Origin of the sequence: Actinomadura fibrosa, assembly GCF_900659615.1 — a bacterium.
Lineage (GTDB): Bacteria > Actinomycetota > Actinomycetes > Streptosporangiales > Streptosporangiaceae > Spirillospora > Spirillospora fibrosa.
Map to the genome: position 1 here is coordinate 31,796 of NZ_CAACUY010000007.1, position 17,090 is coordinate 48,885.

12 protein-coding genes are annotated in these 17,090 nt (G+C 69.8%); 4 read left to right on the forward strand and 8 right to left on the reverse strand.

Annotated elements, in window-relative coordinates:
• Positions 1-104: 104 nt before the first annotated feature.
• The 5 genes from E1300_RS04770 to E1300_RS04790 all read right to left on the reverse strand — a co-directional run bounded on the left by E1300_RS04770 (position 105) and on the right by E1300_RS04790 (position 5,889).
• On the reverse strand, positions 105-1,457 hold the full coding sequence (locus E1300_RS04770) for a hypothetical protein (RefSeq protein WP_131755641.1): 1,353 nt from the start codon (positions 1,455-1,457) through the stop codon (positions 105-107).
• Positions 1,458-1,549: 92 nt separating this feature from the next.
• The gene (locus E1300_RS04775; protein WP_131755642.1) at positions 1,550-2,197 is read right to left on the reverse strand and encodes a vWA domain-containing protein; all 648 of its coding nucleotides are present in this window, start codon (positions 2,195-2,197) and stop codon (positions 1,550-1,552) included.
• Positions 2,116-3,246, reverse strand: coding sequence for a hypothetical protein (locus tag E1300_RS04780; RefSeq protein WP_131755643.1), 1,131 nt, complete (start codon positions 3,244-3,246; stop codon positions 2,116-2,118). The genes E1300_RS04775 and E1300_RS04780 overlap by 82 nt, the downstream gene beginning before the upstream one ends.
• A 1,305-nt stretch (positions 3,247-4,551) precedes the next feature.
• On the reverse strand, positions 4,552-4,713 hold the full coding sequence (locus E1300_RS49815; RefSeq protein ID WP_165502677.1) for a hypothetical protein: 162 nt from the start codon (positions 4,711-4,713) through the stop codon (positions 4,552-4,554).
• Between the two features lie 96 nt (positions 4,714-4,809).
• Positions 4,810-5,889, reverse strand: a complete 1,080-nt coding sequence (locus tag E1300_RS04790) for a CHAT domain-containing protein (RefSeq protein ID WP_131755645.1) — start codon at positions 5,887-5,889, stop codon at positions 4,810-4,812.
• A 501-nt stretch (positions 5,890-6,390) separates the two neighbouring features.
• Here E1300_RS04790 and E1300_RS04795 point away from each other — a divergent pair.
• Together E1300_RS04795 and E1300_RS04800 are read left to right on the forward strand one after the other, a co-directional pair.
• Entirely contained in the window at positions 6,391-7,287 is an 897-nt protein-coding gene (locus E1300_RS04795; protein WP_131755646.1) for an S-4TM family putative pore-forming effector, read from the forward strand.
• Positions 7,284-10,925, forward strand: coding sequence for a tetratricopeptide repeat protein (locus E1300_RS04800; protein WP_131755647.1), 3,642 nt, complete (start codon positions 7,284-7,286; stop codon positions 10,923-10,925). The genes E1300_RS04795 and E1300_RS04800 overlap by 4 nt, the downstream gene beginning before the upstream one ends.
• On the opposite strand, the gene E1300_RS04805 is transcribed toward E1300_RS04800, so the two are convergent.
• Positions 10,922-11,533 (reverse strand): helix-turn-helix domain-containing protein, encoded by a 612-nt coding sequence (locus tag E1300_RS04805; RefSeq protein ID WP_131755648.1) that lies wholly within the window; start codon positions 11,531-11,533, stop codon positions 10,922-10,924. The two genes, E1300_RS04800 and E1300_RS04805, sit on opposite strands and share 4 nt — an antisense overlap.
• Positions 11,534-11,693: 160 nt before the next feature.
• On the opposite strand from E1300_RS04805, the gene E1300_RS04810 reads away from it, so the two are divergent.
• A complete protein-coding gene (locus E1300_RS04810) occupies positions 11,694-11,948 on the forward strand; it encodes a hypothetical protein (protein ID WP_131755649.1) in 255 nt (84 codons plus the stop codon).
• A 441-nt stretch (positions 11,949-12,389) separates the two neighbouring features.
• Here the strand turns inward: E1300_RS04810 and E1300_RS51285 are convergent, their stop codons facing one another.
• Together E1300_RS51285 and E1300_RS49820 are read right to left on the reverse strand one after the other, a co-directional pair.
• A complete protein-coding gene (locus tag E1300_RS51285; RefSeq protein ID WP_207399476.1) occupies positions 12,390-12,557 on the reverse strand; it encodes a hypothetical protein in 168 nt (55 codons plus the stop codon).
• A gap of 378 nt (positions 12,558-12,935) precedes the next feature.
• Positions 12,936-13,082 carry a hypothetical protein gene (locus tag E1300_RS49820; protein ID WP_165502678.1) on the reverse strand — a complete coding sequence of 49 codons (147 nt, stop codon included), beginning with the start codon at positions 13,080-13,082 and terminating at the stop codon, positions 12,936-12,938.
• A 230-nt stretch (positions 13,083-13,312) separates the two neighbouring features.
• On the opposite strand from E1300_RS49820, the gene E1300_RS04820 reads away from it, so the two are divergent.
• A complete protein-coding gene (locus tag E1300_RS04820; RefSeq protein WP_131755650.1) occupies positions 13,313-16,654 on the forward strand; it encodes a hypothetical protein in 3,342 nt (1,113 codons plus the stop codon).
• Positions 16,655-17,090: the final 436 nt, after the last annotated feature.

The following is a 17,090-nucleotide window of genomic DNA, read 5'->3' on the forward strand; positions in this document are numbered from 1 at the left end:
GCCTTCCCGAAACGGGGGGATGACCCGGGCCGGACACCACCAGAGTGTCTCAGACAGCCGCCCCGGCGCCTCCTGCCCAGCGTCGCGTTGTGCCCTTGTGGTGGCTAGGACTGTTCGGTGGCGGGGGCTCGGCGAAGCAGGAGCCGCAGGAGGTGCCCGTCGGCCAGGAGGGTGGTGAGGGTGTCGGCGTAGTCGGTGAGGAGAGCCGCGGTGGTGAGCAGGTCGGGGTCGCCGGTGGTGCGGCGCCGGGGCGGGGTGGCGGCCTGGTGGGCGGTGCGGAGTTTGGCGTCCAGATCGGGCAGACCGGTAGCCGGTGATGGCGGTGGGGCCCACGGCCAGTCGGCGTCGGCGGGCGGCTGGGTGCGCAGGGCCCGGTCCGGGTCGTGGCCGGTGACGGCGGCGTCGAGGACGGCGGCGGCGGTGTGGGCGTAGTGCAGGCAGGCGTCGCGGTAGGGGGTGTGGGCGTCGGCGGTGTGGTCGGCCAGGACGGCGGCGTAGCCGGTGAGGGCGTCGCGGATCGCGCCGTTGTAGCGGGCGGTTGCGCGGTCGATCGCGGCCTGGGTGTGCCTGGCGGCCCGGTGGAGGCGCTCCAGGCTGGAGGCCAGGTCGGCGGGGGCGGTGCCGGCAGGTGGCAGGTGGGGGAGTTCGATCGGGGGCGGCGGTGCGGCGGCGGGTGAGGAGAGCGCGTCGGCCGCTGCGGGGAGGGCGGTGATCAGGTCGCGGAGCTGCTGGCACTGGTGGCGCAGGCGGGCGAGGGTTTCGTCGACGTGCGGTGGCCACGCCACGGTGGCGGCATCGGGGTGGGGGGCGTTGACGTCGGGGTAGGCGCGGGCGTAGGTGTGCCAGTTGCGGCGGTAGTGGTCGGCTCCGGCGTCGGTGAGCAGCATGGCGCGCCGGAGGCGGTACTGGTCGAGGCGGTAGGGGGTGTCGGCGACGCGGACGAGGGGGTTGGGGTCTGCGTGCAGGAGCCGGTCCCAGGCGCCAGAGTCGCTGGCGGGGTAGGCGTCGGGGTGGGCTTGCCAGACCGAGACGAGCATCTCCCACAGACCTTCGCTGAGCAGGTCTTTGGTGCCGGTGTGGGCGGGGTCGACGCCGCCGGCGCGGGCGACCTTGCGGCCCGCGGTGGTGAGCTTGATGTCCCGGCCTTGGGTGCCGCAGGGGCGCACCTCGATGAGACCGTGGTCGTCCAGGGCGGTGAACGCGGCGAGGGCCGCGGCGTGGTTCAGGCCGTGCGCACGGAGCTGGGCGGCGAGGCTGTCGGCGGGCGGGGTGCGGACGGGCCGGTAGGGACGCCAGCGCCAGACCGACGCCTTCTCGGTGCGGCCCCCGGTGGTCCAGGCCCCGCGCTGTTCGGCCTCGGCGGCCTGGTCGGCCCGGTAGATCACCGTCAGGCAGGTGGCGTGCTGTGCGGGGAGGGCCTGCCAGGTGGCGAGGGCCTGCTGCTGGGCCTTCGTCATGGGCGTTCACTCCTGGAGGTGCGGCGGTGTAGACGGCCGGGAACAGCGGCTGAGGGTCAGCGGAACTCGGAGGCGGAACTCAGAGGCGGAACTCAGAGGCGGAACAGGGCGCGGGCGTCGCTGGGATCGGTGAGATCGTCGATGGTGTGGACGGTGTCGCTGATGGCCGTCAGCTCCGGGCTGGGTTGGCCGGCGATCGCGACGCCGAACACCCGGAAGCCGAGCTCGGCTTTGCGCGCCCGGAAGGTCTTCAGCCAGGCGGTGTGGCCGTGGTGTTCACCGTCGGTGAGGAAGACGACGTCGGCGGCGCCGTCCTGGCGCGGGTGGTGCCGGGCGTCGGCGATGAGGGTCAGGGCGTTGTGCAGCGGTGGCCAGTAGTCGGTGCCGCCCTCGGCCTTCCAGGCTCCGGCGAGCGCGAGGATCTCATCAGGCGCGGGAGGTCGGCCGGCGGGGAAGTGGTGGGTGCTGTCGATGTCGACGGAGAACCGCACGACGGTGACCTGGCGCGGCGGGACGGCGTTGGCGGTGTGATCCAGCAGAACCAGCGTGACGGCCTTGGCCCATGTCTCCCGGGTCGGGTCGACGGCCGACGCTGCTTGGGAGGCGTGGTGGCCAGCGACGGTTTCCCACATGGAGGGAGAGGCGTCCAGGCAGATGATCAGGGGGCCGCGGCCGAGGTGTTCCTCGCCGCGCGTTTCGTAGGACAGCAGGCGTCCCTCGGCGAGGCGGGCCAGGAACACCGGGCGCAGCGCCGGGACGCCGAGGGCGGCGATTTCGGAGGGATGGCGCGGGCGATGTCGCTGCCCAGGGTGGTGCCGACGAGTTCCCCGTGCCCGCCAATGATCTTCTGGGCGGCTTCGGCGTGGGCGAAGGCCCGGAAGCGTCCGATGAGGTCGGCGAACTCGCTCATCCGGTTGCCGCGCAGCCGCTCGGCCAGTACTGCCCGGTCAGCGGCGTCCATGCGCCGCAGCTGGTCGGCGCCGATGCCCCACACATCCAGCAGCCGCTGCTGGGCCTCCAGCCGGTCGACCGCTTCCGTCACCAAGGTCCAGACGCCCCGGGCGAGGCCGCTGCGGGCGGCCTGGTCCAGGGCGCGGTCGGCGGCGGCCGCCGCGGCGGCGGCGAGGGTGTCGGCGTTCTCAGCGGCGGTGATGGCGGCCTGAGCCGCCGCCAGGGCATCGGCGGGAAGGTGGTCGTGGTCGTCGGTGCTGTCGGCGGCCTCCCAGACCGCGTGCAGGACCTGGTCGGCGGCGCGAGCGGCAGCGGCGTGAGCGCGGTCGGCCTGGGCGGCGTCCTGCTGGGCGGCGGTCGCCGCCCACAGCAGGTCGTCCAGGCGGACAAACTGGCCGGTCAGGGCGTGCGCGGCCATGAAGGCGTCGCCGACGGTGGCGGCGCGCAGGCGCATGAACTGCGGGCAGCCCAGCAGCGACGCGACAATCTGGTGGTTGACCCACCGCGACGGCGTCACCCGGTCCCGGTCGAGCTGGACGGGCGTGTCCTGGAACAGGACGGTCCACAGGTCGGCGATCAGGTCGTCTGCGTAGTCGTGCTCGGCCGCCAGGTCCTCGATCAGGTCACCGACCTCCTCCAGATTGGCGCGGATGTCGGCCCACTCCATCCGGTCCCAGACGTCGGCGACGACCGTGCGCTGCGCGGCAGCGCGACGGGTGCCAGCGGTCCAGCGCGCGGCACGTGCCACCAGGTCAGCCAGCGACACCACCTCCAAGCCGCCGCCGACGGGCTTAGAGTCCCCGGTCGAGTTGCCGGTCGAGCTGTCAGGCGTCGTCACGAAGCACCTCCTTGAGGGCCGCGGGTGAGGAGCGGAAGCCGGGCGGTCAGATAGAGCGTCACGCCGAGTCCGTTGCGGCGCGGCACGGCCCTGCTGCTCCGTTGGACGATCAGGACCTTCGCAAGGCGGTCGGCGACGGCGGGACAGGCCACCGAATCGGCGACGATCCTGATCCGCAAAGGCCCGCAATCAAGGTCGGCCGTCCGGTCGGCCGCCGGTGCCGCAGTTACACCGGTGTCGGCCTCCCCGGCCCCGTCGGCCTTCCGTCGTTTCGCTTGCCGTCTCCTTCGGCGGGCTGGAGGACGGGGTCCGGCCCGTACAGGTAGACGGCCACCCCGCCGGGGCGCGGGAAGGGGCCGCCCTGGTCCTCGACGTCGACGACTGGGTTCGTCCGCGTCCTCGCAGGTATATGCGTGCAGGGCGTGGATGCAGGCGAGCGTCCACTCCTGGTGGGGGCGCATTTGCCGTGGGTGCGGTGTGACTTGCCGTGGGCATACCAGTCTGACCGTGATTCTCCGGCAGGCCAGCCTAGGAGGCCGTCGAGGAAGTCGACGTCTTGTTGCTGCGGCAGCTCAGCACGGTCGCGCTGCTGCTTGATCTGTATGTACTTGGTGAGCGCTTCGGCCTCGAAGCCTGCCTGGTGCACCGTGAGCAGCATGGAAGCCGACGAGCATGCCGAGGGTGTCTTGGGTATCGGTGAGCCGATAGAGCAGCATCCGAGGCCATCCCTAATCGGTGGGCGCGTGGCTGTAGTAGAGAACTTCCCACAAGGTCCCGACGGTCTCGGCGACCAGGCGCGCGGTCACGGTCTGGAGTTCGTTCTCCACGACCGCGACGCTAATTAGAGGCGCGCAGCCGCCTCGCCGCAGGACTTGGGAAGATGGTGGCCGAACGCGGACGCAGGTCGTGGGCGCGGCCGCTGCGCAGCGGGACCGGGCGCGGCGCGCGGTAGGCCGCTGCCGGCACGACTTGGAGTACCAGGAGGATGGGCGTCCCGTGCGGTCGGTCCGGGCCGGGAGCGGGACCGCTGCAGGGGCTCACTTAGTCCGGTGTAGAAGGCGTGCAGCAGGCCGGTCACCCCTACGCCGACTCCTAAGGGCATCCCGGCCGCCGGGAGAAGAAGTGCCAGCGCGGTGCTCGCGGCACCAGCGGTCCCGATCGCGATCCAGATGAGCACCGCGCACGGGATGAAGATTCCCGAGACGGCCTGCAGCGCGTCCATGGCTGCGGCGAGGTCGTCGGCTGCCGAGGGGTGCTGGATCCCGGGAATCGCGGGGGCCCCGGGATCCGCTCGGAGCGTTTGTCCTACGCGGTGGCGATGGCGCGCTGGGCGGCGCCGCCGGCGATGAGGGCCAGGCCGTGCGCGAGCCAGTGCGCGACTCCCTGGCGGAGCAGCCAGGTGTAGGCGGCGCTGCGGACCCAGGCCGCTGCGAGCCAGGCGGCCATCTGCTGGATGTTGGTCTCCATGGTGTTCACCCCCCGCCCGGTGCGATACGAACGATCACTTCCATGGCGACCACGTCAGCCCTTGAAGTCGAACTTGCGTTCGACTAGCAGCACCTCTCAGGGCTGCTGCGGCGGGATGATCAGCATGGTGGCTGAGGGATCCACCTCGGGGATGTGGGAGAGGACCGGCAGGTCGGCGTCGGGAAGGCCGGTGAGCCTCATCTCTGCCTTGGCGAGCTTGCAGGCCGCCTCGACCGACTGCCCTTCGGCGACGGCCGCATAGAAGCGCGTGGCGAACGTGATGGCATCGATGTCGCCGATCCGGTCGGTCATCCCGACGGCCAGCGGGACGACGTCCAGCAGGCCATCGACATGGGCGTGGGAGTGGCAGGCGTTCAGCACGATCATCTTCGGCTTCAGATCGACGGCGTCGATCGCCTCGGCGAACGCTGCAGCGGCGACGGTCTGTCCTGGGCCTCGTTGGGTGAGCCCGGAGTCGAACTCCAGGAAGTCCTTGTTGGCGTGCCCGGAGAAGTGAACGACGTGAGGCCGGAATCGGGTCAGTCCATCCAGCAGGTCGGAGGCCGTCGCCGAGGACATGTGCTCGATTTGGACCAGGTCGCGGAGCGTGGCTGCACGCACCGCCGCCTTGACGCGGCGGATCTCTTCCCCCACCCGCAGGTCACCGGCTGCGGCGGCGGTCAGGTAGAGGATCCGCAACGGCTCGACCTTGGGGGGCTGCAGCCTGCTGATGACCACGGACATTCTTTCCTCGCTGGCCGCGACGAGCGCTTCGGTGCGGGTGCGTTCGGCGGCCGCCAGTTGCTGCCGGCGGCGCTCTTGCTCCTTGTGCTGCCGCTCACGCTGGCGCTGGTCGTCCTTGGCCTCACGGGCCAGGGCCGCCTGCAGGTCCTTGTTGAGGGTGGCTTCTTTGTCCGCGCACTTGGCGATGGCCTTGCGCTCGGTCTCGATCTTCTTGCCCTCCGAGAGCGCTGCCTTGTTGGCGCTGTCGGCGTTGCGCTGGTACGACGAGGCCCGGGACGGCGAAGACGCTTTGCGGGCGCGCTCCTGGTAGGAGTTGGCCTCAGTGAGCTTCTTTTGCTGCTTGGACTGGGCTGTGGCCAGTTTCCCTTCGTGCTTCGCGCGCTCTTTGGCGAGGTCTGCGAGCTTTCCCCTAATCTGTCCGGAAGATTGCACTTGCCCCCCTAACTGGAACCGATCATCTCTGTGTGAGTAGAACACGAGGGTCTGACAGAAGCATTCACGGGCACTTCGTGTATCCGCCTTGGTAGCTGAGAACGGGTGTAGCGCCCGGGCAAGGGTTCCCGAGAAGAACTCGTCGTTGTCCGGTTCGGGACGGACCCCGGATGTGGGCAATCGCCCGGGGGGCGGGTGAAGCATATGGCTCGGTCCGTAGCTTCGGCCTGTGGGTGACAGGGCAGACGGCGAGACGAGCGGCACCGGAAGCAATCCGACGGTGGTTCGGAAGGAGTCGCCGCGCTGGAGCGGCTGGAGCGGGAACGCGCGGCGGGATTGTGGCCGATCGGGCGGCGCTGACGGTCGCGAGCGTGACCGGTGGCCGGAAGTGACCACCCTGTTACCCGTGGACACCTTGATGCGCGTGAGAGAAACTGCGGTAACGCGGTGAAGCCGAGCTTGTGTCACTCAGTGAAGCGGCTCGCTCGCGTGGGAGGGGCATTGGCGACCACCACCCCGATCGCCGAAAGGCAGGCCAGCGCCACGGCCGTACGGCTGCTCAAGGCCGTCCGCGTGACCCACCTCTACAACCAGCGTGTGCACGCCTTGAGCCTGGCCGTCTCGACGGTCCTGGCCATAACAGGCCTCCTAGGCGGATCGGGGTCGCGGTACAGAGCCGCGGCCACCCTCGTCGGCGCGATGTGGGCCGCGCTCTACAAGGCCGCTCTTGTGCCCTTGGCCGAACGGTATCTACGGACCGCCGCGACGCTTCAGGAGATGTACGACGCGGAAGTGCTCGGATTGCCCTGGAACGGCGTCACGGTCGGGAAGCGCATCGGCGACGACGAGGTGAGTCGGCTCAGCCGCCGCTTTCGCGGCAACGAGGAGAGGCTGCCGAGCTACTACATCGTGGCCAACGTCGCAGAGCCCTATGACGTTTTCTTCTGCCTGGAGCAGAATCTGGCCTGGGGTTCGCGCATCCGGCTCCGCTTCGCCCAGGTGATGCTCGGCGTCCTGGTGCTGTGGTCCGTGGCGGGAATCGTGTTCACACTCGCCACAGGCGCGACCGTGAGCCGGCTGCTCACCCGGTGGTTCCTGCCTTCGCTCGGTCTGCTGCTCGTGTGTCTGGAGATGTATCGAACACAGATGGGGAGCATCCGGGAACGGATGCGCGTACTGGACCTGGTGCGCGCCGCCATGGAGGAGCCCTCGTCAGAAGTGATCTCAAGACCCGCCGCGCGGACGCTCTTCGCCCGCCAAGTGCAGGACACGCTCTTTCACGTACGCCAACTCCAGCCGCGCCTGCCGAGTTGGTTCTTCGACGAATATCACGACCAGGACGAGGCCGACTTCGAGGTCAGGAGGCAACTACTGGAATCGGAGCACCCCCGGTCATGACGGTCTCGGACGAACTGGCCGACGTTCTCCGCGATCCAGCGGTCGCCTTGGAGATCATCGAGACGCTGCTCGCGAACCGGGTCGAGATCAGGGACGTGACGACCGTCCGAGAGGGCTATTCCGGGGCCCGGCTGGCCATGGTGACGCTGGCCAACCTCAGCGAGCGGAGCCCCGACCCCCGCCCATGTGTGATCAAGTATTGCCCGCCGGAGGTGGCGAGCCGTCGACCGAAAGACTTGGGGGCGAAGAGGCAGGAAAGCGAGCGGCACAGAAAGGCCCTTGACGATGCGCCCCCGGAGTTTCGCGAAGACCATCTTGTGGACACCGCCTTTGCGCCCATTCGCTGTACCGGGGGCGATTTCGTGTTGGGCCTGTCAATGGCGGACGGCGAACCGCTCGCGAAGGTGGAGCTAAGTGAGCTCGCGAAGGTCTGCGGGCAGGTGTGGGGAAAAATTCTTCGTGAATGGGCATGTACCAGCGACACGTTCGAACGCAAGGAAACGACGGTAGCCGGCCTGCTGGAGAGCGAGTTGGGCCACAACGATGCGATTCGTACCTGGATCTACGAGTGGGCGGAAGCGCGTGGCCTGCTCGTGCCCGCCCTCCTGGAACTGCCGGGTGAGGAAAAGCCGCTGCCGAACCCATGGCGGATCCTCGGCGGTGACGTCCCCGCCGACCAGAAGAAGATCCACTATCTGGTCGGCCGGACCCATGGTGACCTGCACGGAGACAACGTCCTCGTACCGATGCAGGACGGCCGGGTGTTCCCGGACGAGTTCCGGCTCATCGACCTGGCCACCTACGACCGGCAAGGGCCCTTGAGCCGGGATGCCGCCGAACTGCTGCTCTCGCTCTGCTCCCGCGAGATCGGGGCTTCCAGCCCGTCCGGTCGCGACACGTTTCTGGCGTATCTGGAGTCTGGCCGCCGCGACGAATCCCTTGACGACGGCATGACGCCCCACGTACGGCGCGTCATCGATGTGATCCGCGAGCCGACGTCGGAGTTCGCGCGCAAGAAGGGCTTTGAGTCGGAGTGGCACAAGCAGCTGAGGGTGTCTCTGCTCGCGCAGGCGATGCTGCACACCGCCTACGCCGCCAGCACGGCGAGCGCTGCCCAGTGGTGCTCTCGGCTGGCGGGCCGGCTCGCCAGGGAGCTGGCGCCGGTGGACCCGCGGGCGGGCACGACGCTGCGTTTCGACGCCGGGGAGAGTTTCGATCAGGCCGGATCGTCGGTGACCGGGACGGTCACGCCGGCCCGGTCACCGACGAGGACCGGGTCGGTCTTCATCGACCGGGAGGGGCAGCGCGGTCGCCTTCGCGCGGCGCTGGAGGATCAGCTCACCTCCGTCATCGTAGTGAGCGGACCGCCCGGGATCGGCAAGACCGCGCTGGTACGCGAGGTCCTCGCCGACCTGGGCCTGGGCGATCCCGACGAGGAGACCTCGCCGGTGCGCTGGCACGATGCCACTCGTTACGGCGAGATCGGGGTGCAGGCGCTCATCAAGGACATCGAGCCGCCCGGGTGGGGCCAGGTGCCAGGCCCGTCCGCGGCCGCACGCCTGGAGCTCGCTCTGGACCGACTTGGGCAGGGCGGCGGGATGCGGCCGGTGATCGTGCTGGACTCGGCGGAGAACCTGCTCAAAGAAGGGCATCTCCTGCGTGACTCGCAGCTCGATCTGGCACTGGACGCCGTGCAAAGCCGACCGCGACCCGTCGTCAAGATCGTCTTCGTGACGCAGCACGCACCCACGGCGACCACGAGCGTGACGTGGACGAAAGCGGCGCTCCTTCTCGGTCTCGACGGCCTGGAGCCGCCGTCCTTGCGCGAGTATTTCGCCAGGCTCGACCCCGGCAATCGATACGGCCTTGCGGATCTTCCAGAGGACCATCTGCGGAGCATTCACGGCTGTCTGGCGGGCAACCCCCGGCTCGCCGAGCTTCTCAATGCGTGCCTCAGCGGCGACCCGCCCGCGCTCCTGCCTCGCGAGGTCGCACCGTGGCTGACCGCCACGACGGGCGAGGTGCACCAAAGCCTGGTGCGCCTCTTCGTCGACCATCTGCCCGCCGAACAGCAGCGAGCGGCTGAGGCGCTCGCGGCGTTCGGCATCCCGGTTGAGACCGACGCGGTCATCAGCGTCCTGGAGCCGTACGTGGGAAGGGAGTGGGTCGAGCCCGCCCTGCGCGCGCTCGTCGTGGCCCGCCTCGTCCTGGAGCGCGAGGACGGCCGCAGATACCTACGGAAGAACGAGGTCGACGCGATCTTCGGGCGCCTCGCCGCTGGTGAGCGACTGGCGGCCGCGGGTGAGTCGCCGACCCGCCTCGACCTGGTGTTGCGGGCGGACGAGGCTTTGCGGGCGATGCAGAAGAGCGATGAGGACGTTCAGGGGATCGCCGACCTCGACATGCACTTCGCGCGCGTCGACGCCTGGCTGCGGGCCGAGATGTATGAGGACGCGCACGACCAGATCGATTCGATGGACCACCTGGTGCGCCTCTGGGGCAGCGGCGTCGAGCTGCGCAGCCAGCGGGAGGCCGTGCGAGGGCGACTCCACGACGATCCGGACGGCGAGATGAAGAACCTCGCCGCCCTCGGGGACATTTACTCCCATAGCGGCGATCTCCCCTCGGCGCGAGTGGCCTACGAGGCCGCGCTCGACCGCGCCAAGAAGGACCATAATCGCGAGGCGATCCGCCGGATCCACGTCCTCATGGGCTCCATGTTCTGGGAGCACAACCACCTCGCGAAGGCCGTGGATCACTACCGCTCGGCGCTCGCACTGGCCGGTGAGGACGAGGAGGACGGCCGTGTCCGCGCCACCGCGCTGATGGGACTGGCCGACTGTGGACAACAGCACGGCGGGTGGGGCGGCGCGATCGAGGACACTTGGGAGGCCTACCGCATTCTGCGCGGAATCGACTCTGGGCTCGCGTCTGAGGCCGCGCTGCGCCTCGTCCGGTGGTACGGGGAACTGGACCGGCTCCCCGACGCGAGGATGATGCTGGCCGAATGCGCCGACCTCGTCTACACCCACCCTGCTCCCTCGGTGCAAGGGGAACTGGACGACGCGACCGCCGAGCTCGACCTCTACCAAGGGCTGTACGAGGGGGCCCTGAGGAAGGCGCAACAAGCGGTCGAGACCGCACGCACCCACCGCGACCCCGACAATCTGCGGCGGTCGCTCACCACGCTGGCCCTCGCCTACGTGCACGTGAACGACTTCCCGGCGGCCCGGAAGGCGATCGAAGAGTCGGCTCGCTACCGGGTGGCCGGCCGGGAAACCGTCGAGCTGGCGCTGCGGGGCGTCATCGCGCACCGTCGCGACCTCCCGGCCGCCGCAAGAGACCTGTTCAAGCAGCTTCACGACGAGACGAGCAAACGCCTCGGGGCAGACGAGAACGATCTCACCGCGTGGGATTACAAGGGGATCGCTCTGTGTCACTCGGTCCTCCTCGGTGACGCCGAGCCAGGAGAGGCGCTTGCCGCGTTCCGTCGTGCACGGCCGGAGGGAGAGGCCGATCCGACACCGGGGCTTGACGACCGCTTGAGGTTCCTGGTGGAGACGCTCGCCGACGGCGACCCCAGGTTGGAGCCCGTGCTCACCGAGCTGGCACGAATCAGACCGGGCCGTGCCCGCTAGGTCTGGAACCAGCCCTCCTCGTGAGCCAGGATCATGGCTTCCAGTCGGGTGGCGGCGCCGAGCTGCCGGTAGAGCTGCTTGAGCATCCGGTACATCGCTCGCTCGGAGTAGCCTGCCTCGGCGGCCAGGCGGGCGACAGTCCAGCCCTCGGCCAGTTGCCGCAGCCAGGCGACCTGTTGCGCGGAGGGAGCCGGTCGACGCGGCGGCTGCCCGCCCCGGCCGGTCACGAGGAGGTCGGCGACCCCGGCCGGCATCACCGCCTCGCCGTCGAGTGTGGCGTCCACCGCCCGTCGCAGCGTCGTCACCGTCGCCGTCCGAGCCACCACCGACCGGGCACCGGCCCGCACCGCCTGCGCCCCGAGCGACGAGTTCGCGCCGGTGAGCAGCGCGACGATGAGCGGCCGGGGCCGCACCCGGCACATCGCGGTCAACCGGTCGAGTTCCTCGGCTGAATCCAGGGTCAGCAGTACCGTTCCACCCGGCCGTTCGCGCACCCACGCCAACGCGTCGGCGGGTTCTTCGACAAGGTGACCGGCGCTGGACAGAGCAGCCACGACGCCATGCCGGAACAGTGGCACGGGGTCCACGACCGCGACATGAACGGTCACCCGCACCTCCCTGTGACTATCGGCTTCTGGCTGGAACGGCAGCCGACAGCTTAGGTCGACAGGAACCTGTCGTTGGGCGGTCATGGTTCCGCACCATTCGTCATGGACCTGCGGTGCTTCTCATTCCTAGCGTCGAGTAATCGGATGCTTGGAGGTCCGCATGATTTCCGAAAAACCGGGCCGGCGCATGTATCTGCCGATCCCACGCCGTACCCGAGGGGGAAAAGCCGGCCTCGACGACGCCAAGGTCCAATACATCCGCGATGTCGCCGCGAAGCTTTCCCCCGGAGCCAAAGCGGCGGATGTTTACCGGCATATCCGCTACCGCCAAGGGCGGCACGACATCAGCAGGGCCTTGGTGCGTGAGGTCATGGGTCAGGACCGCCAGATCTCGCAGCGCCGGTTCAGACGCTGAAGCAAGGCCTGTCACAGGCACCTCCCGGCCGGGATGCCACAGTGCGCTCGGCTGCCTCGTCTCAGGGGCAGAGAAGGGTTCGAGAGGCGAGAAGGTGAAGGGTCATGCGGGCTTTCGTTGCCGAGTGAGGCCGGGATCCTCGGGCGGCGGCTGGTGCCGCGGTTGGTCGCGCGGAGGCACGAGGCGAGGGCCACGATGACGAGCGCGGCGAAGCTGGGCGTGCTGGCCAAGCTGGGCGCGGAGGTCGTCGTGATGGACGGGCTGGACGCGGCCCTGGCGGGACCGGCTGAACTACAACGAGGCGCACACGCTGATACGCCACCTGAAGACGGCGGCGTTCATCGTCTGCGCCTACCTGACCGGCATGCGGCCAGGGGAGGAACGAGCGGAGTTGCATCTGATGACGCAATCGGCACGTTCGGATGCTGAGGCATTCCCAGCTCAGAGCGCCCGTCCTGCCCGGTAGCCGGTCGTGGCTTCCAGGAGATGGCCTTCCATCTCCTGGACCCGCTGTTTCTCCCGCTCCGGCAGCGTGTCGATCACCGCCCCCGGATCGAGCAGAGCGGCCTGCTCCCGCGCCGCTTTGCTCGGCGGGGCGGCATCGCCCAAAACACGCGGTCGGCGACTAGCTCTAGTACGCCGATCAGCTGGGTGCGCCCGGATCCCGAATGCAACCGAATGCAAGCCGGCCACCACAACTCACCGGACGGACGCCTTCGCCGCGCTCAGTGAAAGAGTCGGGGCCGCCGAGTACTCGGTAGAAATCAGGCGGATGTAGCGGCCCACGAGTCGACGCCGGACGCCCTGGTCGCCACAGTGGTCGGCCGGGACGGCCAGATCGTGGCGAGCGGCGACGGCGGCCCCGAACGGCTGCACGAGGGTGCTGCTGCGCCTGGCCGGTGTCGGCGCCGACCACCGCCGCCACGTGCACGCGTCAAGAACCGTGCAGTAAAGCCGCAGGTGACGTAGCCGGTGCCGGTGGTGCTCCTATAGGTGGTGGAGCACGAGAGTGAGCAGCCAGCCGGTGGCGCCGGCGCTGGCGCCGCTGACGATGGCGCCGGGCAGGATCTGGCGCAGGACTTTGCGGGCGAGCCGCGCGAGGGTGATGCGGTACTGAAGCAGGTGCTTGCGCATGGTGTGCTTCCGGTTTGGGGAGCGGGTGGCCGGCCGGGCCCGCGTGCGGATGTGGTGATTTGAGGCTGCCGGTGGCGGCCGGATCCGGCCGGAGTCGCGGAGCGATTCGGACAAACACCGCGCGGGTCCGAGCTTGGCGGGCAGGCTGAACCGTAGACGTGCCTTATCGGGTCTTGGAGTCTGAGGGACTCCGAAGTGGCGTCGTGGAGCCGTGGTCGGGAGGAGGCGGGGTGGCGGGGGCGAGCGGTGATGGCGCGGCGAGCGCGAATCCGGAGCGGGTGCAGACCGCTGCGGAGCTGGCCGTGGCACTGAACGCGCTACGTGGTCGCCGTACCTACGCCGAGCTCGGCGGCGCGGCGCAGACGCTGCCGGGCGGTAGGGCGTTGCCGCGCAGCACGGTGGGCGGTCTGGTCACCAAGGGCCGCTGCGAACGCGAGACTTTGGAGACGTTCCTGGCGGTGTGCGGGGTGCCGCGCGATCAGCATGAACGTTGGCTGGCGGCCTGGGAGCGCACCCGAACCGCGACTGCGCCGGTGCCCGGCGCGGTTCGGGTCCGCGACGCCAGCTGGCGGGCGCTGGGGGTGCATGTGCCGATCGAGGTGCCCGGCGCCGACCCCGATGCCCTGCCCACCTATGTGCCGCGCGATATCGACGAGCGGCCTGGCACGGGGCTGCGTTCCTGGCTGCGCGCCGCCGCTGGCCGCGGCGGGATGGTGGTGCTGGTCGGTGGCTCGTCCACCGGTAAGACCCGCTGCCTGCTTGCCGCCGTCCAGGATGTGCTGCCGGACTGGTGGCTGCTGCACCCGCGCGACACCGCGGAGCTACACACGCTGGCCGACCAGCCGCCCGGCCGGCTGGTGATCTGGCTGGACGAACTGCAGAACTACCTGGGCGGCGCCGACGGCCTGACCGCTGCCACCGCGGATCGGCTCATTCAGGCCGGAGCGGTTCTGGTGGCCACCGTGTGGCCCGCCTACCATGACGCCCACCTGACCGCGTCCGCTCCGGTCCTGCAGAACATCACCGGTGATGGCATCAGCCGAGCCGACCGGTACCGGTTCGAGCGGACGTTGCTCAAGCTCGCTCACCGCATCCATCTGGCCGAGCGGTGCAGTCCAGGCGAGACCGACCACGCCCGCCGTCTAGCCGACACCGTCAACGGCGGGGCCGGGGACCCGTGGCTGCGGGCGGCGCTGCGCTCAACCGACGCAGGGCTGACCCAGATCATCGCGGCCGCACCGCAACTACTGGACCGCTGGCGCAACGGCACCCCCTACACTCGCGCGCTCTTAATGGCCGCAGCCGACGCCGCCCGGCTCGGTGCCTGGCTCGGTGGCCGGCTTGGTGCTCGGTTCGATGGCCGGTTCGGTGCTCGGTTCGGTGTCTGCTCCCCGCTGCCGGTAGAGTTCCTGCGCGCCGCAGCCCCTGGCTACTGCAGCCGGGTCGAGCGGGCGCAGGCGCCGGTGAACTGGTTCGAGGAGGCGCTTGACTACGTCACGCAGCCGCTGGCGGGCGCCGCAGCAGCCCTGGCCCCCACCGGCGACGGCATGACCATGGGCGCCATCACCGGCTACCAGCTGGCCGACTACCTCGACCAGCACGCCCGCACCACCCGCGCTGACCAGATCCCCCCGGACAGTTTCTGGACCGCCGCCGCCACCCACGCCCACCCCACGGATCTCCACCCCCTCGGCCAAGCCGCCCACAACCGCGGCCTGTACCGCCACGCCGCCCAACTCTGGAAGAACGCCACCCAGCACGGGGACCACGCCGCCGCTGCAGACCTGGTCGAGCTCTTACGCCAGATCCACCCGACCGATTCCCGCCCCGCCGACCTCGCCGCCGCGCACACCGCCCTCGACGACCCGCGCGGCGTGGCGCACCTGCTGAATGATCTGCACCAGATGGGGTTGGACGAGCAGGTCGGCGCCTTTGCCAAGCGGGTCGTCGCGCACGTACCCGTTGACGATCCGCGCGGCGTAGCGGACCTGCTGAGAGTGCTACGAGGAGTGGGGGCGAAGGAGCAGATCACCATGCTGCTGGCCCGCGATCCCGCCGCACACGTCCCCATCGACGATCCGTACGCCGTGGCGATCCTGCTGGGGGAGCTGCGGGAGGTGGGGGCACGGGAGCAGATCGCGGTGCTGCTGGCCCGCGACCCCGCCGCACACGCCCCCATCCACGGCCCGCACGCCGTGGCGAGGTTACTGAGCGGTCTGGGTCAGGTGAGGGCTGACGGCCATGTCGAGGTGGAGAAGCAAGTTTTCGCACTGGCCGAGCGAGGCACCGCGCACGCCGATCTCGACGACCCGTTCGGAGTGGCGGCCCTGCTGGGGGAGCTGCGGGAGGTGGGGGCACGGGAGCAGATCGCGGTGCTGCTGGCCCGCGACCCCGCCGCACACGCCCCCATCCACGGCCCGCTCGGCCTGGTCTCGCTGCTACGCGGGCTGCGCGAGGTGGGGGCGGACGAGCAGGTCGTCGCGCTGGCCGGACGCGCCGCTGCACACGTCCCCCTCAACGACTCGCGCCACATCATGAACCTGCTGAAAGGGCTACGCCGGCTGGGGATGAAGCAACAGGTCGGCACGCTTGCCGAGCGGGTCACCAAGCAGATCTGTCTCGACAGCCCCGACCAAGTGGCGATCTTGCTGTACCAGCTGCGCGAGGTGGGGGCGGACGAGCAGGTCGTCGCGTTGGCCGAGCACGCCGCCGCGCACATCCCCCTCGACAACGCAAGGGACCTGGAGGTCCTGCTGTGCAGGCTGCGCGAGGCAGGAGCGGACGAACAGATCGCCGTGCTGCTGGGCCGCGACCCCGCCGCGCACGTCGCCCTCGGTGACCCTCACGGCGTAGGGTTCCTGCTGTACCAACTCCGCACGCTGGGGGCGGACGACCAAGTCCTCGCGCTCGCCCAGCGCGCCGCCGTGCACGTCCCCCTCAACGACTCGATCGGCCTGTGGTCCCTGCTGGAGGCGCTGCGCGATGCGGGGATGGGCGGACACTTCTCCATACTGGCCGAGCGCGCTGCCGCACATGCCCCCCTGAACGACCCGCGCGGCACGGCGTTCCTGCTGCAATTGCTGCACGAGGCAGGGGCGGACGAGCAACTCGCCGTTCTACTGGCCCGCGTCCCCGCCGCACACATCCCCCTGGACAACCTGCGCGATGTGACGGATCTGCTGAACAGGCTGCGCAAGGTGAAAGCGGACGAACAACTCCTTAAGCTCGCCGCACGCATCGCCGCGCACATTCCCCTCGACAACCCGTGCGATGTAGCGGAGTTGCTGCACGGGCTGCGCGAGGTGGGAGCGGACGAGCAGATCGCCGTGCTGCTGGCCCGCGACCCCGCCGCACACAGCCCCCTCAACCATCCCTCCGACGCAGCGTGGTTGCTGGATGGCCTGCGCGCGGTGAAGGCCGATAAACAGGTCGTCGCGCTCACCGAACGGCTGCCTGCGGCTGGTCTGTTCCCTCAGTTCATCGAGAACGTCGACCGGGGACAACGATTCCGATTCGGGCGTGACACCGATGGGCGGGCAACCGCGCGCTGGTCCTGGGAAGACCTGCAATGAGGTAGCTCCTTGGAACCGGGCTGCGGCCAGCGGCCACCGCCGGTTCCTTGACCGCTTCCTCCATCGCCCCGACGAAGTCATCGTCGCCGGACGTGCCCGCCTCCAGCCCCCCCTCGCGCGGCACGTGCCAGACGGCCGCGGCGATCGGCAGGGGTGATCCGGGGGTGCCGGTGCATCCGACGAGACACACCTGCACCGAGCCTTGGTGGTGCTTACAGGTGGCGGAGCAGGAGGGGTGAGCAGCCAGCCGGAGGTACCGGCGGCGGTGCCGCTGACTACGGCGCTGGGCACGACCTCGCGGGTGAGCCGCGTGAGGATGGTGCGGTAGTGGTGCAGGTGGCTGCGCATGGAGTGTGCTCCCGGGTGGTGGGGGAGCGGGTGACCGGCCGGGCTCGCGATCGGATGGAACGGCTCCGACTCAACTGCGTTTCGTGGT